22 protein-coding genes are annotated in these 23338 nt (G+C 55.3%); 9 read left to right on the plus strand and 13 right to left on the minus strand.

Translation table 11 applies throughout. From position 1 onward, the window contains the following. Positions 1-1885 precede the first annotated feature (1885 nt). The 8 genes from E9677_RS18255 to E9677_RS18290 all read left to right on the plus strand — a co-directional run bounded on the left by E9677_RS18255 (position 1886) and on the right by E9677_RS18290 (position 8456). Entirely contained in the window at positions 1886-2452 is a 567-nt protein-coding gene (locus tag E9677_RS18255) for a helix-turn-helix domain-containing protein (protein ID WP_136559460.1), read from the plus strand. Between the two features lie 326 nt (positions 2453-2778). Continuing rightward, on the plus strand, positions 2779-3000 hold the full coding sequence (locus E9677_RS18260; protein ID WP_136559461.1) for a hypothetical protein: 222 nt from the start codon (positions 2779-2781) through the stop codon (positions 2998-3000). A gap of 873 nt (positions 3001-3873) precedes the next feature. Next, positions 3874-5013, plus strand: a complete 1140-nt coding sequence (locus E9677_RS18265) for a hypothetical protein (protein WP_235883026.1) — start codon at positions 3874-3876, stop codon at positions 5011-5013. Positions 5014-5052: 39 nt separating this feature from the next. Further along, the gene (locus tag E9677_RS18270) at positions 5053-5712 is read left to right on the plus strand and encodes a MarR family winged helix-turn-helix transcriptional regulator (RefSeq protein WP_235883027.1); all 660 of its coding nucleotides are present in this window, start codon (positions 5053-5055) and stop codon (positions 5710-5712) included. A gap of 43 nt (positions 5713-5755) precedes the next feature. Then, positions 5756-6472 (plus strand): hypothetical protein, encoded by a 717-nt coding sequence (locus E9677_RS18275; RefSeq protein WP_136559462.1) that lies wholly within the window; start codon positions 5756-5758, stop codon positions 6470-6472. 78 nt (positions 6473-6550) lie between these two features. After that, on the plus strand, positions 6551-7102 hold the full coding sequence (locus E9677_RS18280) for a carboxymuconolactone decarboxylase family protein (protein WP_136559463.1): 552 nt from the start codon (positions 6551-6553) through the stop codon (positions 7100-7102). Positions 7103-7162: 60 nt separating this feature from the next. Continuing rightward, the gene (locus E9677_RS18285; protein WP_136559464.1) at positions 7163-7726 is read left to right on the plus strand and encodes a TlpA disulfide reductase family protein; all 564 of its coding nucleotides are present in this window, start codon (positions 7163-7165) and stop codon (positions 7724-7726) included. Between the two features lie 7 nt (positions 7727-7733). Continuing rightward, positions 7734-8456 (plus strand): glutamine amidotransferase, encoded by a 723-nt coding sequence (locus E9677_RS18290; RefSeq protein ID WP_136559465.1) that lies wholly within the window; start codon positions 7734-7736, stop codon positions 8454-8456. 486 nt (positions 8457-8942) lie between these two features. On the opposite strand, the gene E9677_RS18295 is transcribed toward E9677_RS18290, so the two are convergent. The 4 genes from E9677_RS18295 to E9677_RS18310 form a co-directional block, all read right to left on the minus strand. Then, the gene (locus E9677_RS18295) at positions 8943-9632 is read right to left on the minus strand and encodes an MOSC domain-containing protein (RefSeq protein WP_136559466.1); all 690 of its coding nucleotides are present in this window, start codon (positions 9630-9632) and stop codon (positions 8943-8945) included. A gap of 83 nt (positions 9633-9715) precedes the next feature. Further along, positions 9716-11176 carry a catalase gene (locus E9677_RS18300; protein WP_136559467.1) on the minus strand — a complete coding sequence of 487 codons (1461 nt, stop codon included), beginning with the start codon at positions 11174-11176 and terminating at the stop codon, positions 9716-9718. Positions 11177-11293: 117 nt separating this feature from the next. Then, on the minus strand, positions 11294-12664 hold the full coding sequence (locus tag E9677_RS18305) for an FAD-containing oxidoreductase (RefSeq protein ID WP_136559468.1): 1371 nt from the start codon (positions 12662-12664) through the stop codon (positions 11294-11296). Beyond that, the gene (locus tag E9677_RS18310; RefSeq protein ID WP_136559469.1) at positions 12661-13122 is read right to left on the minus strand and encodes a DUF4126 family protein; all 462 of its coding nucleotides are present in this window, start codon (positions 13120-13122) and stop codon (positions 12661-12663) included. Before E9677_RS18310 ends, E9677_RS18305 begins: the two co-directional genes overlap by 4 nt. A gap of 595 nt (positions 13123-13717) precedes the next feature. Here E9677_RS18310 and E9677_RS25275 point away from each other — a divergent pair. Then, entirely contained in the window at positions 13718-13969 is a 252-nt protein-coding gene (locus E9677_RS25275; protein ID WP_168801268.1) for an integrase core domain-containing protein, read from the plus strand. A 279-nt stretch (positions 13970-14248) separates the two neighbouring features. Here the strand turns inward: E9677_RS25275 and E9677_RS18320 are convergent, their stop codons facing one another. From E9677_RS18320 to E9677_RS18360, 9 genes are all read right to left on the minus strand, one after another. After that, the gene (locus E9677_RS18320) at positions 14249-14893 is read right to left on the minus strand and encodes a response regulator transcription factor (RefSeq protein WP_136559471.1); all 645 of its coding nucleotides are present in this window, start codon (positions 14891-14893) and stop codon (positions 14249-14251) included. A gap of 183 nt (positions 14894-15076) precedes the next feature. Continuing rightward, positions 15077-17143, minus strand: coding sequence for a PAS domain-containing sensor histidine kinase (locus tag E9677_RS18325; protein ID WP_136559472.1), 2067 nt, complete (start codon positions 17141-17143; stop codon positions 15077-15079). Positions 17144-17158: 15 nt separating this feature from the next. Further along, entirely contained in the window at positions 17159-17527 is a 369-nt protein-coding gene (locus tag E9677_RS18330; RefSeq protein ID WP_168801269.1) for a response regulator transcription factor, read from the minus strand. Positions 17528-17798: 271 nt separating this feature from the next. Further along, the gene (gene wrbA, locus E9677_RS18335) at positions 17799-18398 is read right to left on the minus strand and encodes an NAD(P)H:quinone oxidoreductase (RefSeq protein ID WP_136559474.1); all 600 of its coding nucleotides are present in this window, start codon (positions 18396-18398) and stop codon (positions 17799-17801) included. 92 nt (positions 18399-18490) lie between these two features. Then, entirely contained in the window at positions 18491-19393 is a 903-nt protein-coding gene (locus E9677_RS18340) for an alpha/beta fold hydrolase (RefSeq protein ID WP_136559475.1), read from the minus strand. A 149-nt stretch (positions 19394-19542) separates the two neighbouring features. Then, the gene (locus E9677_RS18345; protein WP_136559476.1) at positions 19543-20328 is read right to left on the minus strand and encodes an SDR family NAD(P)-dependent oxidoreductase; all 786 of its coding nucleotides are present in this window, start codon (positions 20326-20328) and stop codon (positions 19543-19545) included. Positions 20329-20377: 49 nt separating this feature from the next. Beyond that, on the minus strand, positions 20378-21199 hold the full coding sequence (locus E9677_RS18350; protein ID WP_136559477.1) for an alpha/beta hydrolase: 822 nt from the start codon (positions 21197-21199) through the stop codon (positions 20378-20380). 41 nt (positions 21200-21240) lie between these two features. Beyond that, positions 21241-22071 (minus strand): alpha/beta fold hydrolase, encoded by an 831-nt coding sequence (locus tag E9677_RS18355; protein ID WP_328591180.1) that lies wholly within the window; start codon positions 22069-22071, stop codon positions 21241-21243. A 327-nt stretch (positions 22072-22398) separates the two neighbouring features. Further along, positions 22399-23334, minus strand: a complete 936-nt coding sequence (locus E9677_RS18360; RefSeq protein WP_136559479.1) for an MBL fold metallo-hydrolase — start codon at positions 23332-23334, stop codon at positions 22399-22401. Positions 23335-23338: the final 4 nt, after the last annotated feature.

Below are 23338 nucleotides of genomic sequence, written 5' to 3' on the forward strand. Positions count from 1 at the left end.
GAAGTCGGCAGATGCACAGGCCGTAAGGACTTTGCTCGCTGGCCGTAAAAAGCTGCCATGCAAGCTCATCGACTTCAGAGCTAAGTGCGCAAATCCTTGAAGGGTCTATGGGTCGAAGGTCGGTCAGATCAGCGTGGGGCGTTATGAGGCTCGGATTCTGGCAGGAACCGTGGCCGGGCGCCGCACCTTCCGAGCTCGGCGCGATTGTTGATGCCAACATTTCTCTCAGCAGAGTAGTCGACACCCTGCTGATGGCCCATTCCGCTCCCTGGACGGGATTTGCCGAGCTTCATCGCGAGATGTTGAGGATTGCAGGAACTGACCCTGTCTGCCAACGATTCATGACGTCACCTGGGGTCGGAGCTGCTGTCGCGCTTACCTATTGAGCGGCAATGGATGATCCCGGCAGGCTGCTAAAACCCAACCTTCTGTGCATGTTATGGTCTGACGCCTAGGAAATACCGATTGGGAGAAACCGACACCGACTGCGGTATGAGCAAAGTTCGCGACGGCGCGGCGTCACCGTCCTGTTTGATGCCGCTCATGTTATGTTAACCCGCGACAAATTCTTCCTTTGAAGCGGTTGGCCCTGGATGTCGCAAATAGAAGAGGATTGACGTGCGCGGAGGTGGCCCTGGCGCTTAGACCTGCGATCGTCCTCCACAGGATCCGGGTCGACGCCACTGAATTCCACTGGAGCAATAACCCGGCGCTGCGTAGTTGCCGAATTGTTGACGGCCCGGTAGGACACCGAAACGTCAAGCCAGGTCCCGTCGCCGGGACGAAACCAGCGTACGGGCGAAAGTAACTGTGAACGCTTGCAGCCCACGAGTCACAGATATGTCTGCGAGCTTGAATCGGATGGCAACGAGTGGCGGCCCTCTTGACGACCACGGACAGAAGCATGGTCTGACCAAGAGGTTCTCTCAACAAACGGCTTCACCGACAAAGGCCTTTTACAGAAGGACTATTCCTAGGTTTGCACAAGGACTTCCGATGTTCGCATCAACCTCGCAAGACGGCCTTCACCGGGGCCTCACCCTCAATCGTCTTTCAGAGCCTGAGCAAATAACAGCCATGCGAGCTGGAGCTTCACAGCTGAGCGGCACGCGTACTGGCTATAAGAAGGCGCTCCGCTGTGTTGCTGATCTGGCAGTCCAAGCCATCTTGTTCCGCAGCGATGCGGTAGCCAAAAGCGGTGATTGTCGGGAAGCTTAAAGATGAATTTTCCCGTACCTAACAAAATGGCCACTGCATTGAGCTCAATGATTGAAAGATGGCTGCTCATCTTGTTCAGGGGAAACTTGCCGCTCTCTGCCCCGACCTGGCAGTCAGCAACCACATTATCTGAGGTTCAAGCATTTCACGTCCGCGAATGTTAAATGCCACTCGATGGCGCGAGAGTGATCGGATTTTGCAATCTTCAGCGAGAGATCATCGCTAGTTTAACCCTGTCTTCGGACATGGCCGATCATCCCCTGCCATTCGGCCATTGATGCGCTTTCCCCTCCGGCGCATCACGGGACCTAGCGCCGCCCGCGGTCCCTTGGCCGACTGTCTTCCTCCCGGCAGTCGGCCTTTTTCTGCGCGCTACAAGAGACGCATCTGTCGCCCTAAAAAGGACCTGGGCGAGCTGAAATGTTCTGTCCCTGTAGCCTGGCCCTAGTTATCACTTTTTCACCTTTTTACACCGTCCTTCGACCAGACACCCCCTAAGCGAGGGCATCTTCTGCTTCCCAAAACGACATTGAATTCATTTGGTTAGCCAACCACTGGTCACCCGAGAGGCGCTCCTTTTATTTGCACGCATTAACTAGGTAATTTCCCAAATTGCGATCAGTGTTTTCTTCAGGAAGCAAACCACTTCAGGTCCAGGAGAAATACGATGCTCACTACCACTAAGCCCACCGATACGGAGCGCGGGAAGGCCTTGCACGCCTTCAACCACGACCTCGAGAGCCTCGTTCAATCAGAGATAGACGTCACGACGATGGAAGCGACCTCATCAGAGGTGCTGTCGCTGCTCAACAATTTAGAGCGAACGCTGGGGCCTCAAGCTGGAATTCTTGATGTTGCGAAGCCAAGGTTACTACAAGGAGGCCTCGCACCCTGGCAATTCCGAAACGTAGAGGCCTATGTCGATACACATATTGCTGCGCAGATCCGGATAGAAAATCTCGCGTCAATTTGCCGGCTTAGCGTCAGCCACTTTTCCCGTGCGTTCAAGGTTAGCTTCGGCAAAGCGCCCCATTTTTACATCATGACCAAACGGATCGAACTCGCTCAAACACTGATGATTACAACTCACGAGCCGCTCAGTCAGATTGCTTTGTTCTGCGGTCTCTCCGACCAAGCGCATCTCTCAAACCTTTTCCGCCGCTGCGTCGGTACAACGCCGCAGTCATGGCGTCGGTTAACCCAGCGCCTATCGCACGAACAGACGCTGATGTAGAGCCCGCTCGTCGGACCACCAAACCTGCACGACATAGCCGATCAACCTTCCCGGCACCCAGACGCGTCCTGACCGCCAGCCTTGGCTGGCTTCGGAAGCCACCTCACTGCTGGATCTATGACCACTCATTGAGCAGAGCGTATATCTGTTAGCTGATAACGCGGGACACCACTGAAAATCGCTGAGGCGCCTCTCGCCTGTAGTACGGCCACTGGGACCGCAGGGGCAGCCCTCCGCTATTAACGCGTTTTGACGTTTTCGGGAGCCGTCACTCGCCGTCGATCCAATCAACTAAACCTTTACTTACCGATGAGAGGAACTAGAACGTGCGCAACCATGAGAACGAAACCAAACCTTCAGCCGGGCTTGCCTTGGCAATCGCTGTGTACTGCCTGGCGGTGACGCTGTTTTTCATCTATTTCAGTTTCTTCGCCCCGGAACAGCGGCCTCCCCGCGTCTATGTCCCCCAAGCCCCGATGGAACGAGTTGCAAGCGCCTCGCACCTGCCTCATGCAGCGGAAACGGTTGGTTTGATCAGCGGCACCTAGACGCGACAGGGAAGAACCCTGCATGGCAGTACCCCATCAACTTAATGCCACGCGTTGGTGTCGAGGATTGCACCTTGAGGCGAGTAAAGGCAATTGAGCGGGCTCTGGTAAGCAATGAGAACTATGCTAAGCAAGCTGGGCAATACCGAAGCCGGTGCATTGACCGGAAATCGGTATCGAGGCGGAAACCCCGGCCGATCATTTGCGATTCTTATGATCGCGCTGCGTTCGTTAATGACACGGCGAGCTTTAGGCAAACCCGGTTGCAGCGCCGAGTGTCTTCACCAGCTCTGTCCCGGCGACCATACCATGCGACACGCTTGTGGCTCCTCGTGCAGATGGTCGTGCACACAACCAGACGGAGCATTCAGTATATTTGGATGAAGGGTTCCATGCAGGTTGGCGGGCGTATGTGGCCACGTGCATGCCTTAAACTGCCGCATCGCCCCTCCTTATTCTACACGCGAGGCTGGAACCATCCGTACAGCGAATTCGATAAGTTTATCGTCCCCAGCCCACTCCGTACAAAAAACACTCGTCCTTTAGGTACATATGTATTGCAGATCGACTGAAACTGACGCGATGATCGTTTGCTACAATCAGAGCGCACCACGACTTGATACAGATGTAGCCAGAACAATTTCTCCCGAAGCTTCAACAGCTCGGCCGGAGTACCGGTTTCGGTGGGGCACCGCGAAGAACAATGCTTAAAAGCGGCACGCGGTGCTTTCGCATCTCGGCTCCGAAACGCGTGGCACTTCCCCGTCTCTCCGAAAATAGCCGCTCATTTCCCGGTTCCGAAAGGATCGATGCCACGACACCTCATCTGCCGCATAAATGTGATGTTGAGCGGTACCCGCAAGGAGAAACTTTGTGATCCGGAGAAGAACAAGCTTTTGGTTGGCGGGACTGGTGTTTACCTTGACAACCCCCTTTCCGGCTGAGGCCCATGTAAAATGGTTTGCCCCTTACATAGTCGGCGCGCCACCGCAACCGATATCGACCGTTCTCGCCGATACGTGGTTCTGGACTGGTATCGTTTTCACTGTGGTGTCCTTCATATCAACCCGTCTGGTGGAAACTAGTCCATTCGGAGCGCGCGTCCATCGAGGATTGGACAGGCTCACCGGACTGATTTGGAGGAGACTGGACGACTATATCCGCGTGACAGTCGGTGCCTTCTTCGTGGCGATCTTCTCGGTCGGCGGTGTCTACCTCACCCCCGACCTGAAGACGCCTGCGGAGTGGGTCTCATGGCTCCAGCTCGTGATTGCCGCCTGTATCTTTTCGCGCAAGACAATGCCCCTGGCCGGCGTCGGTATCCTCGCGCTTTGGTTTCTTGCCGTTCGCGACTACGACCTGTTCCACCTCTTCGACTATCTCGCCCTTGGCGCGGGTGTGGCTGCCTACCTCATCCTCGAGCCCTCGAAAAACGAGACTTGGCGGTCGCATCGCTACGAAGTCCTCCGGTGGGGTCTGGCGATCGCTCTGATGTGGTCGAGCCTCGAAAAATTTGCTTACCCGGACTGGTTCTATCCGCTTGTCGCCGAGAAGCCGTTTCTGACCTTCGGCATGCCGCGTGACGTGTTCATCCCCATGGCGGGCGTTGCCGAATTTACTATGGGCTTTGGTCTCCTTCGGACCCCGCTGATTCGTCGGCTTTCAGCGATCGCTCTCATCATCATCTTCATGGCAGCGGTATGGCCCTTCGGGCGCATCGACCTCATTGGCCATGGTCTGATCATGGCTATCCTTGTCGCTGTCGCATGCGATCAGTGCCGGGTCACAAGGTTCCTGCCATCGCTGAAGGTTCATCTCCCTGCAATACCAGGAGGGATCGCCGGCGCCTTTGTCATATTCGCTACTGCATATTGGGGGTTGCATCTCGCCTTCTACGGAGCCGAAGGATTCACAGGCCCCGCAACCACCGAGCGGGCGACCCACTCTCACAACGCCGAGCAACCACACGGGCCGATTTCAGACTCGGGTAATGGAGCGCCACCGACCAAATGACATTTTTTCGACGGCCCTATTGATTAATATAGGACTCCTATGCATATTCGCTTCATGGAGACGCCAAAGAACCCTACGTCGATTAATCACCGCATCCGCGAGGGTCTGTCGCGGCTGGCCATGGCGATGCGGGCCGATGATTGGAACCGGGCCAAGACCAGCGGGCTCAACCCGACGCAGCTCGCCATTTTGGAATTGCTGGAGGGACGCAAGGACGGTCTGGGCGTCAAGGAAATCGCTGCTAATCTTGGCGTTGCGCAGCCGACCGCGACCGACTCCATCGCTGCGCTCGAGCGTAAGGGTCTGGTTGAGAAGCAGAGCGCGGCCACAGATAAGAGAGGTGTAACTGTTGGTATCAACTCTGAAGGTTTGTCGATGCTTGAGGCTGGCCGGTCACAGCCTAGCATCGCCGAGCAAACAGTCGGTGCGCTAGCCGACCGGGAGCAGGAAGACCTGCTGATCACACTTGTCAAGATGATCAGGCATCTGCAGGAAAACGACGCGATCCCGATCCAGCGCATGTGCGCAAGCTGTCGGTACTTTGCGCCGTTCGCCCATTCTGATGCGGCACAACCGCATCATTGTAATTTCGTCGACGCGGCTTTTGGACAGCGGGATATCCGCATCGACTGCCGCGAACACGAACCAGCCGATCCCGCGTCACGGGCAGCCACCTGGGACGCTTTTCAACAGGGATAAGTTCGCAACCCTCCAGGCTATGGAGACAAAGGAGAACATAGACATGATCACGAGATTTGCAGCCGGTGCGATTGCCACCGGAACGGCCTTGCTATGGCTGTCGACTGCGAACGCGCACTCGATCAAGACTGAACCTGCGGAAGCTGTTCAAGCTTCGTTCGACATCATCGAAACGACCATCGTCACGACGGGGCACTCAGCAGTCTTCACCACCCGCGTTCGCGGAGAAGCTGGATCAGAGAAGCCCGCAGCCACGGGCAAGTTCGAGAGCTCGGACGTTTATGCTTACGTCTGGCCAACTTCGCTCAACAGCAGCGAGATTGGTTTTGATAAAGATCAGGGTATCGTGGCACTGGCTGTCACGTTCCATCCGGACTTCGATGACGCGGCCAATGGCGGCAAAAACCGCGATATCTGGCATCCTCACTGGGTCGTTCTGGCCGAAGACGCGGCTTGTGGTGGCGGACTGAAAGTGATCGACTTCCCGGAAGGCGCCAAGCCGAAGGTTCCAGAAACCTGGCCAGGCGTGCCGCTGCTGATCGACAGCCCTGAATATCCAACGACCTTCAAGGGCGATGTCGTGGATGTCACCATTCCGCTTTCCCTGATCGGAGGGATCGCCAACGCAAACTACGACGGAGTGACTGCCGGCCTTAAGGTCAACGGCAACCTGCATGCCCCGCTTCTATGCGTCGACAACGTCTTCAAGGTCGCTTCCGGCAACCTCAGCCTCCCCGGCAAGGTCACGCCCTCAAAGTGACGGAAAGCTGCGCGGGTCCACCGACAGCCATCGACGGACCCGCATATTCCTCCCTCCAGGCTAGTAGAGAGAAAGAACATGTCCAGAATTACACTTATCGACCCGGCCAAGGCAACAGGCCGCACATCGGAACAGCTTGCCCAAATCAAGGGTGCGTTCGGAATGGTGCCGAACATGTTCAAGGCCGCAGCAAACTCTGAAGCTGCCCTGACCAGCATGTGGGGCGCTTTTGGCGCACTCGGCGCCGGTCGTCTCGGCGCAAAGCTTGGCGAGCAGATCGCCGTCGCAATCGCCGACCGCAACAACTGCAACTATTGCCTTGCCGCTCACACAGGCCTCGGCCGCAAAGCTGGTGCCACGGCAAACGAGATGTCCGAAGCCCAGGCTGGCCGCTCAGCCGATCCCCGGACAGCAGCCGCCCTTACCTTTGTTCTTGCCGTCATCGACGCACGGGCTGGGATCGAAACGGCTGATGTCGAGGCTTTGCGTGCTGCCGGTTTCGACGACGAGGAAGTCGTAGAGATCGTCGCACACATTGCCCTGAACCTGTTCACCAACTACCTGAACGTCGCTCTCGACGTCCCTGTAGATTTCCCAGGTGTGAGGCTCACGCGAGCAGCAGCCGCCTGAGCCAGGTTGGGCGGATAGAGCGCTTCTCTGATCCGCCCTAACAACACAAGGATAGAGATCATGCCTAAGACAATTTCCACGCTCGCCCCCGAATGGGCGGTGAGCGAATGGTTCAATACGCCTTCACCGCTGACGCTCGCCGCCCTGCGCGGTCGCCCGGTCCTCATTCACAGTTTCCAGCTGCTCTGCCCCGGTTGTGTTGCGGAATCCATTCCGCAGGTCCAGCGCATCGAACGCGTTTTCGGTCATACAGATCTGCAGGTCATCGGCATTCATACGGTGTTCGAACATCACGCAGCCATGTCTCCCCTGACCCTGAAGGCCTTCCTGCACGAGTATCGGATCAAGCATCCTGTAGGCGTCGATCAGGCGGATGGGCAAACCGACACGCCCATCACCATGCGGCGCTTTGCCTTGCGTGGTACCCCCTCTTCAATCCTGATTGGCCGTGATGGCTCGATTATCCATCAGACATTTGGGGTCGAGGAAGACATGATGGTCGGAGCGCGCATTGCCATGGCTCTGTCTGCCCCCGTGGCCGATGAGATCGCAACGACGACACAGCAGAACGATGCGGGATGTGCCGACGGCCGTTGCGAACTTCCATCTCATAGCGCCGTATGAGGGTGTCATGGCAAAGACTGCCCTCGTGCTGCGGCACGTGCATTTCGAGGACCTGGGCTCCTTCTTGGGCCCGTTAGAAAGCGCTGGATACCGCATTCGCTATTCTGACCTCGCGGACAACGACTTCTGCCGCGGTGACCCCTTAGAACCCGATTTGTTGATCATTCTCGGCGGGCCAATTGGAGTTTATGAAGATTCCGCCTATCAGTTCATTTCTGGTGAGCGCGCATTCATCAAAACTCGTGTGGCAGCGGAGCGACCAACGCTTGGTGTATGTCTGGGCGCTCAACTCATTGCCTCCGCCCTCGGCGGAGAAGTGTTTTCCTCCGGTGTGAAGGAGATTGGCTTTTCAACCCTGCAACTCACCGAAGTAGGGCGAGCGAGCCCCCTACGTCATGTCGAAGGCGTTGCAGCCCTTCATTGGCACGGAGACACTTACTCCCTGCCCCCGGGTGCAGCGAATTTAGCGTCATCTCAGCTTGTGTCCCAACAGGCGTTTTCGGTAGGGCCTAACATTCTCGGCCTGCAATTCCATCTGGAGGCCGAAACAACGTACACCTTTGAGCGCTGGCTAGTTGGTCACGCAGCTGAGCTAGCTCAAGCGGGAATAGATGTTCCCGCACTGAGACGTGAGGGACAGGAGCATGGCCCGCACCTGCGAAGGGCGGCTTTGCTCGTGCTGAAGGATTGGCTGGATCAAGTATTTGTTGACGGCACGCGCGTCCGGTGATTTTGGAGATCTCGTATCAGGAACGTAGCACCTGCGGTCAAAGGCGGTGGTGACGACTAGGTAATCGCGACGCCGCAGGTTACCGTGTCACCACCTTAGTCCCCAAGATGGTTGTCCATCATAAGTGATCCTATGAAGACCCATCACCTATGCCTTTGGCCGACTTGAGCACCTCTGTCGACCCGTAGCCCTTAGAGGCCAAGGGCGTGGTGCGGGAAGGAATATCTCCTGAATTTGCACATCATCTAGGCAGACCAACCCTAGCGGATATGGTGTGAACCATCCCGCCGACCGAATATAGCTAAGACTGTGAGCTGGTCCGGGCGCATCAGGTTCAGTCGCCTGAATGTGGTCAGCATACGTTGGACTGAAACCGGTTTGATGCAGTGAGCGGTCGGCGGCATTTTGCAGCTGCGGCATCCCACATTATCGCTGTTGCGCACTTTGCACTTGCCGACGTGTTCATGAACCGCGAGGTTTAACGAATTACTTACGCCCGTCTAGCCGCTCTGACCAACTCTCTATCTTCCCAGATGACAATCGTTTGGCTGCGTGAAGGCGCCACCCTTCAGCAAGAGAGGGCAAGGCGGCAATAGCCTGAAGCTCATCGCGGTTTAGCGGATCGATATAGAACGTTCTCCATATTCGCCGGATCGTCCATTCTTTCCATGGTCGATCAATCAGCATCAGCTCATCATCGGGTGACACCATCCCCGGCTCCAAGACGCGGTAATACCAGCCAGTCATGCCGGTGTCTTGTACTTGCTTTGCCATGCCATTCATCGCGAAGCGTTCGTTTAGCTTCCAGCAGGGTTGCCGACCTTGACTGACCTGAAGCGTTGCAGAACCAAGGCGAAATACGTCCCCAACGGCCACGTCATTTTCAATCGCGCCTATGGTGGAGAGATTCTCCCCAAAGGCGCCAGGTCTAAGAAGTAACGGGTGTGCTCCAATCGCGGCAGACCAAGTCTTGTAGTGCTCAACCGGATATTGGTGAACCGCTTTCTCTGGTCCCCCATGGCGCTGAACATCACCCTGTGCATCACCCACAAATCCAGTCTTCGTCAGCATTAGAGAATGCCGAACTGGTGATTTCGCAATGCCACTGGGCACGGATTTCGGACCTAGTCCAGCAACTGTGCCGACGAGCAGTCCGATGAGTTTCAGCTGCATCATTTTGATTTACTCGTTTGAGCTAAGAGCTCTTCCCACGTTAGCTCCAACTGCGAAAACGTGTCTGAGCGAACAAACCGGATCTATCAAGTTACCAGCGCGTGTGACGGAGCCGAGTGGGAGGCTAGTGCCTGAACAATACCGTCTCCATAAGAACGATCGGCGCGCCTGCAATTCTCAATATGCCGCTGCTGAACTTCCAATCCAGCCTCTCTGATAGCTCTTGCTGTGTTTTCACAAAGCATTTTTTGCTGGTGGTGCGACATCAGCCGAAACAGATTTCCAGGCTGTTCATAGTGGTCTTCGATCATCCGGTTGTCATAGTGATCAGCATGTCCCGTCAATTGAAGCGCGAAGTCTTTCTCGCAGCCGCTTTTCCATTCCCCGATCGAATTCGGGTAGTAAGCGATCGCTGCGCCGTAGTTCCCATCCACCCGCATTAGACCGTCGCGGTGAAACGAATGATAGGGGCATTTTGGCGCGTTGATCGGGATACTCATGTGGTTCACTCCGAGCCGATAGCGCTGTGCGTCACCATAAGAGAACAACCGAGCTTGCAACATACGGTCGGGTGAGAAGCCGATACCGGGCACCACGTTCGCTGGCGTAAAAGCTGCCTGCTCCACCTCGGCGAAAACGTTGCTAGGATTCCGGTTTAGTTCCAGCACGCCGACCTCTATCAGCGGATAATCCGCCTTCGGCCAGACCTTCGTAACATCGAAGGGGTCGTGTCGGTGAGAACTTGCTTCATGTTCGGTCATGACCTGGATCGCCAGCGTCCAGCGCGGAAAGTTTCCTCTCTCCAGGGCCTCGTATAGATCGCGCTGATGGCTTTCACGATCATGACCTATCACGCGCTCAGCCTCTTCGTCGGTGAGATTGTGAACTCCCTGCTGACTACGCCAGTGAAATTTGACCCACACATGCTCGCCTATGTTGTTAGTAAAGCTAAACGTATGGGAGCCAAAGCCATGCATGGTCCGATAGGACCGCGGTATCCCACGGTCGCTCATAACGATCGTCACCTGGTGGAGCGCCTCCGGCAGCAGCGTCCAGAAATCCCAGTTGCTGTGCGCATTTCGCATTCCCGTGCGCGGATCACGTTTGACTGCATGGTTAAGATCGGGGAACCGCAGCGGGTCTCTGAAAAAGAAGACTGGTGTGTTGTTGCCGACGAGATCCCAGTTTCCTTCTTCAGTGTAGAATTTCACTGCAAAGCCACGGATGTCGCGTTCGGCATCGGCCGCCCCCCTTTCACCGGCAACCGTCGAAAACCGTACAAACACCGGAGTCTGTTTGCCAACACTGGCGAATAGCGAAGCCTTGGTAAACCGGGTGATGTCCTTGGTGAGGGTGAAAGTGCCGTGGGCCCCGGAGCCTTTAGCGTGCATCCGGCGCTCTGGGATGACTTCTCTGTCGAAATGGGCGAGCTTTTCAATTAGCCAGGTGTCTTCTAACAAGGCAGGCCCACGACTGCCAGCCGTCTTGATATTGAGATTATCAACAACGGGCGCGCCGCTAGCATGCGTTAACTTTTTATCGGTCATGCTATTCTCCGATCGTTTGCGTCGTTTAGCTGGTTCACCTGACTCCGACATCATCTTTGCTTCAGTTTATACGGAAGTCAGTTTCGTGGCACAGATTGAGGGCGCCAGAGGCGCGTTTCATGCATATTCTTGGTAGGCAAGGTCACCTATTAGCGTGGGCACGAGCTCGGAAACTGTAGGATGTATAGGCACGGCCCACTTGAGCTCGGATGTTGCGGCCTGTAGATTCATGGCAGTCAGAATACTGTGGATCGCTTCGTCTCCGCCCGTCCCCAAAATTGCTGCTCCGAGAATACGATCCGTCTCCGCGTCAGCAATAAGCTTCATGAACCCAAGGACCTCACCTTTCTCTATCGCTCTTCCCACCTTGCTCATTGGACGGCGCGAAATCTTGAGCCGGTAGCCGGCCTTTAGCGCTTGCTGCTCGCTTAATCCGACGCGGCCTAAAGGCGGATCGATATAAAGGGCATAGCCGACAATTCGATCGGAGACCTTCCGGTCGTCACCGTCAAGAAGATTGGCCGCCACGATCTCAAAGTCATTGTAAGAAGTATGAGTGAACGCGCCCCGGCCGTTGCAGTCCCCCAACGCGTAGACACCGTCCACACTTGTCTGCAGATGTTCATTTACGACGATGTAGCCGTGACGATCGAGATCGATGCCTGCCCTTTCCAGCCCGAGATCGTCGGTATTCGGCTTGCGGCCCACCGCTACCAGAAGGTGGCTTCCACGAATGGTTGTCTTATTCGTGTGAACCAATATGTCATCGTCCAGCTTTCCAATGGAGGTCACATCACATTGAAGAAGAAGTTCGATTTGGTCCTGCCGGAGAATATCGGCGATTGCTGCCGATATATCTAAGTCCTCTCGCGAAGCTACACGCGGGCCGCGCTCGATGATTGTCACCTCAGCACCGAATCGTCGGTACATTTGAGCAAATTCAAGACCTATATAGCTTCCCCCCAAAACAATAAGATGTCTTGGCAGCTCACGAAGGGCTATGATTGAGCTGCTAGTTAGATGAGGCACAGTAGCCAGTCCCGGTACATCTGGAATATACGGACGGGCGCCAACGTTGATGAATATCTGCGGGGCGCAATAGCATTCACTATCGACCGACACAGTTTTCTCACCGATGAACCGCGCATGGCCGTAGACGATATCCACCGTCTGAAGACTGTTCAGCCAAGAGGCCAGACCACCTCTTGCGTGTAGCGTCACCGCTTCGGCGCGATCCGCCACGACATTCATATCGACGGAAACATTTATGCCAGAGCTAACACCGAATTCAGAAGCGCGGCGCGCCACCTCCGCAGTCTTGGCACATGCAACCAGCGTTTTGGTGGGCATACATCCGGCATTTACGCAGGTGCCGCCGAGATACTTTCGCTCAATAAGCGCCACTTTTGCACCCATGGCAGCCATTCGTGCGGCAAGGAAGGGAGCGGCTTGTCCCGCGCCTAGAAAGATCGCATCATATTTCTTCATGACACGGCCGCCACAGTGAGAACTGCAGTTACTATAGCGATGGCGTCTTCGATGAGTGCCGCGGGTCGGTCACTGCCTAAGCGTCCTGCGAGGTAGTTCCGCACGGAAGCACCGCCAAGTGTTCCCAGAACCGCTCCGAGCGTGCCCAAAGCCAACCCGACGAGCCAGTGCCCCTGTACAGCCATAATGGCCGCACCGCTAAATGCGCCCGTGAAGAGGCGTGTCCCGAATTGGACAGGGACTCGCCGGGAGGGTGTGCTCGGCAACTGGTCCGCTATGAACTCGGCGAATGCCAGAATAGAAAGCGCCAGGACGCTTCCAGCAGATCCGATGAAGGAAAAGCTGCTTTGAGAGTAGTCTAGCCAGCCGAGGTACGCGGCCCAAGCTATAGCAGCAGGCGCAGTCATAGCTCGTAGACCGGCCACTATCCCGATCATCAAAGTTAACAAGGCCAACATTAAATAAACCCTTTCTGGCGTCTGCGTTGTTCATCCAACGGGGTGCCTTTGGACAACATCGTGCCGAACAGGGAGGTGTGAATCTAGTAAAGCGTCGTAAATGACCTGAGCCCCTGAACTTCCACCAGAATTTGGTGGAGTCCGTCAGGTCAAGGAGCCGGACGGATCAAGCGTTCACGTTTCACAGAAGAACAGATCATCGGGTAGCTTCTGAGCGGCGGCGCTTCGTTTACCGGCGCCTCCACGCCATGGTCAACCAGGCAGGGACCGTCATGAACCTGAAGAAGCTTCGACGTCATTATCGGGAGGAGAAGCTGACGGGGCGCAAGCGTGTAGCTGAAGGCCGGCCTTGGAACGAGGCGCCCTCTGGCTCTGCCCTCACGGCCCAACGAGCGCTGGAGCCTGGACTTCATCAGCGATGTCTTCACCGACAGCTGCGGATTCCGTGTTCTGGGGGTGGTCGACGACTCCACGCGTGAATGCCTGTGGCTGGTCACAGACACATCGCTGTCAGGCGCTCGGCTTGCCTCGGACCGGACAGTCTCATCGTCAGACGCGGCAACCGAGGACGATTGTCTCGGGCAACGGCACGGGGATGACCAGCATTGCCGGCCTCAAACGGTGCCAGCAAACCAAGGTCGAATGGCACTGCATCGCCCCCGGCAAGCAGATGCAAAACGCCTTCGTGGAAAGCTTCAATGGCAGCCCCCGTGACCAACGCCTGAACGAGACGCTGTTCTCGTCGCTCACCCAAGCCCGCACCGCCTTCATTGTACGGAAGGAGGATTACAACAGAAACAGACCGCACTCGTCGCTGGCAATATCACTCCCGACGAGTTCACAATGAAAATGGCTATGGAAAACAGGCTGCATGAGGCTAGATTGAAAACCCAAGACTCCCCCGAAAATTGGAGGGACGTCGGGTCTGAAGTCGAGTGACGCCTGGCAAGCGCCACTCGGTTTTTGCCCATCACGACCTTGCTCTCACTGGTGCGAGGCGGATCCGCACGGATATCTGTAGAGGCAACGACAATGCACCACTGGAGACGGTTGAGCAGAACCTAATCAGATGCCAAGGCTTTATGTTAGTCCGTGCGCTGGCATTGTTCACTTTGACTAGCGAAGGTTATGCTGCGGCGAAATTGGCGCGCCCCGCCTCAGAGATCTTAAGTATTTCAGCCATGCGAACTAAATCAGGAAGCGTCCTAGCGCCCATTTTTCGCATTGCCGCCCCGCGATGCATCTTCACAGTGATCTCGCTAAGGCCCAGTTCACCGGCGACCTGTTTGTTCAAAAGCCCCGCCGTTACCATACTCATGACTTGCTGCTCACGCAGCGACATGGCCTTGAACGATTTAGCGAGCCGTTCCGCATTGGAACTTGCTTGGCGGCCCATCCTATCTTTTTCGATCGCAACACCGACAGCATCCAGTAATTCTTGATCCCGAAACGGTTTTGGCAGGAAATCGACTGCGCCGGCCTTCATTGCTCTTACTGACATTGGAACATCCGCGTGCCCTGTCATCATGACCACCGGAAGGTCCACCCCGTACTGCGCAAGCTTACACTGAAAGTCCAGTCCGCTGATGCCTGGCAGCCTCACATCCAGCAGGAGGCATCCAGGCTCCGGTCCGCGCTTTGCAACCAGAAACTCTTCTACGTTTGAGAACGTATTGCAACCTACTCCTACACTGTCGAACAGGAGTGACAGGGCTTGTGCGAGAGAAGCATCATCATCGATGACATACACAGTGGAAGCATTTGCTGACATTGCCGAACTCCGTTCTAATGATGCCCGGCGTGGGCTTCTTGACGATTGGCAATATCCCATGAAAGGCGCGGACGGGCGAATAAAAAGGTGTAAACCCGCATTCAGGAAGTTACAGATGCGCCAAGAAGGTCCGTGATTAGTGACTATGGAGCGAGAATTCCATCTGAAGACGGTGAAGAAACATCAATCGCCCGCAGGCAAGATTATCCTGAACAAGGCACCATCCCCAGCGTTGTGAGCGGACAGCTCTCCCCCGTGAGCTTCGACAATCTGCTTACAGATCGCCAGCCCCATACCAAGTCCAGTGGCTTTCGTAGTGAAAAAATTGTCAAATAAGCGGTGGAAATTCTCCACCGGAATGCCCAGCCCAGTGTCTTTGACTTCGATCGCTATACGATCGGCCTCGGCAAATGTGCGAAAGGTAAGCGATCGCCGAGTATGCGGTACCTTTTGCATTTCCTGAATGGCGTTCAATGCCAAATTTACAAGCACCTGCTGAAGTTGAACCGGATCCACAGCGACAGTCAATTGTTCATCCGAGAAAACCATACTCAGGCGCACCGAGTTCATTTTCAACTCGTGCTCTGCGTATTTCATGGACTCCCCTACGAGCGTACTCAACTTCACTACGGTTTTGTCTGTTCCCTGACCGTTTGCCATTGTGCGCGTTCGCGCGATGACTTCCGCTGTTCGTCGCGCATCAGCAACGATTTGGTCGTGGATCAGAATGAGCTTCCCCTTATCAACCTGTGGGCGCTCTAAAAGTCTTTTGGCGGCGGCTCCATAAGTCATGATGGCGGTAAGTGGCTGATTAATCTCGTGGCTGATAGAGGCAGTGAGTTCACCGAGCAGGGCGAGGCGCGTGTGGTGTGCGAAGGATTTGCTTACCTCAGCCAGGGCTGTTTCTGCCGCAACTCGCTCACTGATGTTAAGTAAACCGACCAGCAGCCGACCCTGCTCCCTGAGCGTCGGAGAGGGGTTGAATGACATACGTACGGCGACTGGTGTGCCATCCACCCGGAGTTGCTCCGTCTCCTCCTCAAATCCCGGCATAAAGTTATAGCCAGCCTCAAGGGCACGGAGGAACGTCGGGATCCCTTTAGGCGACCAAAGGCCCTTAACGCTCTCCCCTACCAATTCCTCAGCACACTTCGCCCCATAAAGCGCAACGGCCGCGTTGTTCACTTCTGCGATGATGGTCGATTCCATTGCCTCGAGAATGAGGTCTGGGTTAATCTCGATGTAGGCGCGCAGATCTTCCACGCCCTGTTGTTTCAAGCGATCAAAGATCCGCCAAAGCTGACGAGTATCCAAGTGGACAAGCCCCATACTCATTGCCTGAAATAGCTCGCGGTAGCGGGCTTCGCCAGCGATGAGTTCAGCCTCAGAGCGCTTTCTGTCCGTGATATCGATCACTCCAACGAGCACGGATCCGTTGCCTTCATGACCAGGAGGCCAACAAACAGTGAAAAGAGCATCAAAGAGGCTGCCATCAGTGCGGCACAAGACCGTTTCTGCAGACAACCGCTGCTCTTTTCGGACCGCGTGTAGAAGAGCGTCAGCAAACAGATGCCGGCTCTCACTCGGCCAGGCTGAGATGATATTGCCGCCGATTAACGCCTCGCGACTTTCAGCTCCAAAAATCTCGACTGTCTTTTGGTTAACGTCCAAAACTATTGTGTTTCTCAAGGCTTCTTCCAGCCATTTTTCGTCATTGTGGAAATGATATGCCAGATCAGAAACTCCATTTCGAATAAGTTCACCGATCATTCGTCGAACTTCCGAGAAGTCGAGTTCCCAAAAAGACGCAGCCATGGCTTGAAAAACGTTCTCATAACGGTGAGATGCAGTGCGAGCTTGCTCGGCGATTGCTGTCAATCTCGTTATGTCCCAGCTACGCTCAACCACGAACTCAGCTTCGTCGCAGTCAAGCGTCCATTCTAGGCCGATCTTAAGCTCTGCACCTGTAGAAGAGCGTCGGTATACGTCGCCTTTCCATGAACCCGATGCCGCAAGATTATCTCTGATTGATTGCAATCCGTGGGGATGACGTGTCGCCAGCAAATCGTCGACGATACTTCCCTCCGCTACCGAGGCCGGAAAGCCGTAAAGCGTCTGCGCCGCCTGGTTGAGCAAGAGGATCCGCCCGTCCCTGTTGAATACGATCACAGCGTCCGGGACGGCCTCGAGGGCTGAGCTTAGAGTTCGCATTCTCAAACTTGCTGCCGAGACAATCGTCGCGGATGACATGATCTCTGCCCCTTTTCAAAACTTCGAAAAAACGCGGTCGAGACAGCCAAGCAGTTGATGGCTTTCAAACGGCTTCGACAACACGCAGACCGGATGAGACTCCCTTGCGCTATCCAAAGCGAGCTTTCCCTGAAGCGCGGTCATGATTATCACAGGAAAGGGCCCACGCCTCTGCCTAAGAACTCGATTGAGCTCTATCCCGTTCATCCCCGACATCTGGATATCCGTGATCAGGCAATCCGTTGTTTCACTCTCGGCTGACTCCAAAAAGCTTTCAGCATTGTCAAATCCCTTCGCGTGGTAATCGAAAGCCTGTAGCAGACTTACGAGAGCGTTGCGCAGGGACGCATCGTCATCAACGACAGCAACGGAAATTTCTACCACGAGCTTATCCTTCAGGGATCCTTATTCTATAAGTCTAATGCTCAATGGTAGAGAAAGAAATCATACGATGGTGCGCTCGGTCGGGACAAATGTCTGTATTCAAGTGCTCCCAGTTTCGACTTGCAGATAGTACGCTTCTGACATGGGACGAGCTTCGCCATAACTCAACGGCTGGGAGAACTGGCTGTGGGAGTGCCGCGCTGGACGACGGTGGGACCTCGAGCAGGAGCGACAGAGGCGAACCGCCACGCCTGATGTTCTGTTATGGGAACTATCGGTCGAATATCCTCGCCGCTATCTTGGCAACATGAGCGCCTTGATATCTTGCGCCTTCGAGCTCTATGGGCGAGGGCTGCCTAGAGCCGTCACCGACAATCGTCGCGGAGCCGTATGGTGAACCTCCGTTGACATCTTCCACGCCGGACTGGCCAGAATACGTGTAGGGAAGGCCGACGACCACCATCCCATGATGCAGGAGCGTTGGAATAAAGCCCAAGATCGTACTTTCCTGCCCGCCGTGCTGAGTGGCAGAAGATGTAAAAATTGACCCGACTTTCCCTACCAATCTGCCTTCCGCCCAGAGGCCTCCGGTCTGATCGATGAAGTGTCGCATTTGCGCAGTCATCGTCCCAAAGCGCGTCCCAGAACCAAAGACGATAGCATCGTATTGGTCGAGTTCCGCCGGCGATGCAAAGGGCGCGGCTTGGTTGGTCTTGTAACCACGGGACAGACAAAAATCGTCCGGGTACAACTCTGGAACTCGCTTAACATCGACCGATGCCATCGCAGATCGGGCACCTTCTGCGACTGCGTGAGCCATTGTTTCGATGTGCCCATATGCTGAGTAATAGAGGACAAGTACCTTAGCCATTTCGTTGGAACCTTCCTATGATCTGAGCCCGAGAGGGCACGAGGGAGTTCTTTCTGTAGCTCCACTCGTGCAACTAGATTCAAAAAGTCGCATTACAGGTCGGCCTTTACGAAGGCGTCGATGTACTCTGCGGACAGCTGCGGAAACTGATGTTGAGGCCCATGGCCGGTGCGCGGCATTATAAGGAGTTGCCCACGGGGCAATGTACGAATAAGCGGCAGCCAATTGTCAGCAGGTGTTCCGGGGTCATTGTCGCCGCAGATAATGAGCATCGGAACATTGGACTCGGTGAGTGCCTTACGAACCCCCTCCTTATCCTCGTGAAATTTTTGTGCTGCCGCGAAGTAAAGTTTGAATTCTTCCATAGTGGACGGGATGCGGTCTGCTACACCAGGGCGGGAATAGATCCGGTCGTGGGAGGCTCTCGCTGCGGCAAGGCTCTCTGGATACGCTGGCTCAAAGAACAGGGTTTCTTCGTCTTTCAGGTCATTGATCGGCTTCACCGCGAGTTTGAACCAATCATCACGCATCTGGTGTTCGATTGTGCCTGCCGGGTTCGTCCCAATTAAGACTGCCCGGTTGATCATCTCAGGGTGCCGGACCAGGAAAACCTGTCCCAACGCTCCACCCCATGACCAACCAATCAGGTTGAATTTTGGAGCTTGTACGGCCTTGGCGAAGTTCGCCATTATGTCGGACAACACGACCATGTCGGGCGGCAGCTCACCATTGGAGTAGCCGACTCCAGGATAGTCCACCAAGATTACGCGGTAGTCCTCAGCCAGAGCGTCGATAAAGGCGGGATCCCAAGTATCAACTGTGCCGCGCAAGCGGTTGAAGAGAATAAGGGGATCACCAGAACCGACTTCTCTGTAGGCGAGTTTCAAGCCTTCGACGTCGGCGAACTCTGTCTTAGCGCTCAAAGCGCTGTCGGCTGCAAAGGCTTGCAGAGGCAGTGACAGAAAGTAAAGAACCAATGCGACGAACTGTTTCATGTTGAAGTCCTTTGGTTAGGGGCCACCGCTACACCAGCGGCGACTGCTTCAGGAGCCCGCCGCAGCCAGGCGCGCGGGGATAGCCTCAACGTGTGGCGCACACGCGAATGAAATCGTATTGAAGTGGATTTTGGTTGCTGAGTGTTCGACTACAACGCGAAGCGGGCAGCCGGCTTGTTCAGTGAGAGATAGGGGCTCATTTGAAGCCGTGCGCTTTCAAACGCAGCCCAGAGTGCCTCGTTTTCTAGAGAGGGTATGGTGATAACCTCTCCCGCGTCAAAACCTGCGAGAGCGGCATCTACCATATCACCCGGGTCCATCATCATCTCCGTTGGAATAGCGGATGTGTCGACACCTGCACGCTCAAATATCTCAGTCCTGGTAAATCCTGGTAGGACGGCCTGAATTCGCACCCCTTGCGGTCGCAATTCGGCGTCGAGTGCTTGAGAGAGTGAAACCACAAAAGCTTTACCCGCGGCGTAACTTCCGTTGAAGCGTTCGGGCATAAGAGCAACGACGGAGGCAAGGTTAATGATAGCTCCCGATCCCCGCGCTGCGAAGGCCTTTGCCGCGGCTACGGTAAGAGTGTGGAGCACGTTTACATTCAGAAAGACCATCCGATCTAACGAAACATCGTCGGATGCGATGACGGTGGCATGTGGTCCGACGCCTGCGCTGTTGACGATAAGATCGATGCTTTGGTCGCGGCGGATACGGCCAAGGAGTGTGTCCATGTCGCCATCCCTGCTTAAATCAAGAGGAAGAGGTGTGGTTGCGACACCGTACCTGTCAGCGATGCGATTGGCACGATCACTGAGCCGCTCCGTGTCCCGCGCGACCAGAATCAGGTCATATCCCCTGGCCGCCAGCCGATCGGCATATACTGCACCAATGCCAGACGAAGCACCGGTGACGATTGCGGAAGACATACGCATGTCAATCTCCTTTTAGCTCCCGAAGGATTGAGCGCATAGCGCTCGACGATTAAGCAGCGTCTGGAACCAACTTTTCTGATTGTTGCGAGGAAGCCGGCTGAGCATGGCGGACGGCCCAATCCAGAGCATAATCGGCAACCTCTTCCCAGCCAGGATCTATGCAAGTGAAGTGAGATCGCTCTTCGAAGATTTTGAGTGCTGTATCAGACCCAGCCCGCTTTTGTTTTAGATATATCGCTTTCGTCATGGTTGCATCAGCGATAAGATCGATACCACCCCCAATCAAAAGCAATGGGGCACGGTTGGGATTGTCCCAATGGATCTTGCCGACTGAGGTAAGGATGCCGTCCCAATAGACCTTACCCGCAGTGGGCACCACGAAACGGTCGTAGTAATAGTCGACTAGATCCCGCGGCAAGGTGTTGGCAAATCGGTCTGCGAAGAATTTGCGTGACATGTGCATAACGCGACGCCAGCTTCCCCAGGAGCCCAGGACCGGCAAGGCTGAAACAATCGCGTGACGCCCAAGCCGAACACCTGTTGTCGGCGCTGGGTTGATGGCAACACCGGACGCTCCTAAACCCCGATCGAGTAGAATCTGGACGAAGACCGCGCCGGCAGAGTGACCTATCAAAATTGGCGGCTCTTTGAGTTTCCGGATCTCGATCTCGAAACTGTCAACGATGCCTCCGACACCCACTGCTGCGAGTCGCGGGTCGGGCGCTGAGCGCAGCACTTCAGGGTCGCGGTCGTCATATGGCCAGTTAGGAGCAATCACGTTAAAGCCTCTGGCCTCGTAGTGCGTCTTGAAGTTCTCCCAACTCTTTGCGTTTAGCCAGGCGCCGTGGATTAGCATGATGGTATTCGTCATGGCAGTTCTCCATAGAACGGGAATGGTCACTCGACTTTGGCTTACGTCCTGAAGAACTGCAGGAGATCGGCGTTGATAATCTCGGGGTGCGTTGTGCACATGCCATGCGGCAGGCCAGCGTACGTCTTCAAAGTGCCATTTTTGAGCAACTTTGCCGACAAAGGTGCGGATGCCGCGTATGGGACGATTTGATCGTCGTCGCCATGCATAACCAGAACAGGCACCTCAATTTTCTTGAGGTCCTCGGTAAAGTCCGTTTCGGAAAATGCTTGAATGCAGTCGTAGTGCGCCTTGGCACCGCCCATCATCCCTTGCCGCCACCAGTTCTGAATGACGCCTTCCGATACTTCCGCACCGTCTCGGTTGAACCCGTAGAAGGGTCCGGCGGGAACATCGCGAAAAAATTGGGCCCGGTTCGCTACGAGTGCGGCGCGAAAACCATCGAATACCTCAATGGGAAGTCCTCCTGGATTCTTCTCAGACTTCACCATAACGGGGGGAACCGCACCAATGATCACAGCCTTCGAGACGCGTCCAGGTTCTGCTTGAGCGACATATCGTACGACTTCGCCCCCGCCAGTAGAGTGGCCGACATGGATGGCACCCTTAAGGTCCAGAGCTGCGACCAGCGATGCGACGTCAGCCGCATAGGTGTTCATCTCGTTCCCGGTATCTGTCTGGCTCGACCGACCGTGTCCACGCCGGTCATGGGCGATCACGCGGAAGCCCTTCTCCAAGAAGAACATCATCTGATTGTCCCAATCATCTGCCGAAAGCGGCCAACCATGATGGAAGACGATGGCCTGAGCGTCTTTCCGACCCCAGTCTTTGTAGAAGATTTCGGTTCCGTCAGTGGTGGTAATATACGACATCGAGGTTCTTCCTTTTTTGCCTGAGGCTGCCGCAGCCGCGGCCGGTGAAGGTTTTGGGAGCGCGATCACGGCGAGGGCCGCGCCACCTCCAAGGAGCAGATCGCGCCGGGTGGTGGTGATCGAAGAAAGAGCAATGGATTGAGCTGTCATTTTCGTCCCCGTTTCGGCTTGAGTGCATCTTGTCGGTGAGATCAATCTCGCTCACTCGGCGGAACAACACGAGTAAACGCTCGTGAATCGGTGATAATTGACGTGGCTTGGCGGATACAAAAAAGCGAACGAGGGACCTGCATAAAACAGGCCCCTCGTTCGCCGTGGAGAGCACCATTAGGCTCCGACGAAACGGTAGGCTTCGCCTTTTCGCTCAGCGTATCCGACCCCAGGGTAGGTCCAGTGATAACCCAGCATCTTCAGTTTTTCCGTCGCTGCTCGATCCAAAAGTTGGCGACGAGACTTCAACGCCAGTTCCGGGTCTGTATCAAAGCCGAAATGCCAGTTCGGATTTTGAAAGAAGATGACGTCGTTGGTGCATGCGTCGCCTGTAATCAACAAGTTGTCACGGCCCTGCAGTTCAACTGAAATGTGCCCGGGCGTGTGACCTGGTGTATTTACAATGGCCATACCTGGCACTACCTCGTCACCCTCCCCTACCAGCTGAATACGATCCTTGACGGCTAGAAGATCGCGCTTCGCCCCTTCGGCGAAGGCGTGTAGGGCATGCGGCCTTCGGCTCTCAAAATCTCTGTCGGTCCAGAAGTCCCACTCAGTTTGACTCACGTAATAGGTCGCGTTTGGATAGAGAATTTCACCTGACGCAGTAGTCGTCGCACCGGAGTGGTCGGGATGCGCGTGTGTGAAGATGACTTTGGTGATAGCCGCTGGGTCGAAACCAGCTGATAGAAGGTTCTGTAAAAGACGACCGGTGCTTGGCTGAAAATTGTCACCGCCGCCATTATCAATCAAGATTAGGTCTTTCCCGTAGCGAACGAGGGGAACATTAGCTTGCACTCTGGCGCCTGAATCGTCCCCTCCAAGTGACGTCAGAATGGGAGAACGAACTTCTGGCGACGCATCTGGGAGCAGAATATCTGCTGATAGCGTTAGGAAGCCGTCGCTTAGAACCGTGATATCAAACTCGCCGTGTAAAAAACGGTGCCTTCCTGAGGCCCTGCTGGGAGACGGGACCGCACCTGCGATTGCCGCACCGCCAGCAACCGAAAGAAACTCCCTTCTTTTCATAGGAGAACGCGTGAGCTTATTCATGATA

This window comes from Peteryoungia rhizophila (genome assembly GCF_004912145.1).
In the GTDB taxonomy this organism is placed as follows: domain Bacteria; phylum Pseudomonadota; class Alphaproteobacteria; order Rhizobiales; family Rhizobiaceae; genus Allorhizobium; species Allorhizobium rhizophilum.

Excerpts from the sequence above, each read along its gene's own strand:
- E9677_RS18325 (WP_136559472.1), bottom strand. The coding sequence starts at position 17,143 with ATGTCATCCGCGACGATTGTCTCGGCAGCAAGTTTGAGAATGCGAACT.
- E9677_RS18255 (WP_136559460.1), top strand. The coding sequence starts at position 1,886 with ATGCTCACTACCACTAAGCCCACCGATACGGAGCGCGGGAAGGCCTTG.
- E9677_RS18290 (WP_136559465.1), top strand. The coding sequence starts at position 7,734 with ATGGCAAAGACTGCCCTCGTGCTGCGGCACGTGCATTTCGAGGACCTG.
- E9677_RS18295 (WP_136559466.1), bottom strand. The coding sequence starts at position 9,632 with ATGATGCAGCTGAAACTCATCGGACTGCTCGTCGGCACAGTTGCTGGA.
- E9677_RS18310 (WP_136559469.1), bottom strand. The coding sequence starts at position 13,122 with ATGTTGGCCTTGTTAACTTTGATGATCGGGATAGTGGCCGGTCTACGA.
- E9677_RS25275 (WP_168801268.1), top strand. The coding sequence starts at position 13,718 with ATGACCAGCATTGCCGGCCTCAAACGGTGCCAGCAAACCAAGGTCGAA.
- E9677_RS18320 (WP_136559471.1), bottom strand. The coding sequence starts at position 14,893 with ATGTCAGCAAATGCTTCCACTGTGTATGTCATCGATGATGATGCTTCT.
- E9677_RS18340 (WP_136559475.1), bottom strand. The coding sequence starts at position 19,393 with ATGAAACAGTTCGTCGCATTGGTTCTTTACTTTCTGTCACTGCCTCTG.
- E9677_RS18300 (WP_136559467.1), bottom strand. The coding sequence starts at position 11,176 with ATGACCGATAAAAAGTTAACGCATGCTAGCGGCGCGCCCGTTGTTGAT.
- E9677_RS18360 (WP_136559479.1), bottom strand. The coding sequence starts at position 23,334 with ATGAATAAGCTCACGCGTTCTCCTATGAAAAGAAGGGAGTTTCTTTCG.
- E9677_RS18280 (WP_136559463.1), top strand. The coding sequence starts at position 6,551 with ATGTCCAGAATTACACTTATCGACCCGGCCAAGGCAACAGGCCGCACA.
- wrbA (WP_136559474.1), bottom strand. The coding sequence starts at position 18,398 with ATGGCTAAGGTACTTGTCCTCTATTACTCAGCATATGGGCACATCGAA.
- E9677_RS18355 (WP_328591180.1), bottom strand. The coding sequence starts at position 22,071 with ATGTCGTATATTACCACCACTGACGGAACCGAAATCTTCTACAAAGAC.
- E9677_RS18350 (WP_136559477.1), bottom strand. The coding sequence starts at position 21,199 with ATGACGAATACCATCATGCTAATCCACGGCGCCTGGCTAAACGCAAAG.
- E9677_RS18345 (WP_136559476.1), bottom strand. The coding sequence starts at position 20,328 with ATGCGTATGTCTTCCGCAATCGTCACCGGTGCTTCGTCTGGCATTGGT.
- E9677_RS18285 (WP_136559464.1), top strand. The coding sequence starts at position 7,163 with ATGCCTAAGACAATTTCCACGCTCGCCCCCGAATGGGCGGTGAGCGAA.
- E9677_RS18270 (WP_235883027.1), top strand. The coding sequence starts at position 5,053 with ATGCATATTCGCTTCATGGAGACGCCAAAGAACCCTACGTCGATTAAT.
- E9677_RS18275 (WP_136559462.1), top strand. The coding sequence starts at position 5,756 with ATGATCACGAGATTTGCAGCCGGTGCGATTGCCACCGGAACGGCCTTG.
- E9677_RS18305 (WP_136559468.1), bottom strand. The coding sequence starts at position 12,664 with ATGAAGAAATATGATGCGATCTTTCTAGGCGCGGGACAAGCCGCTCCC.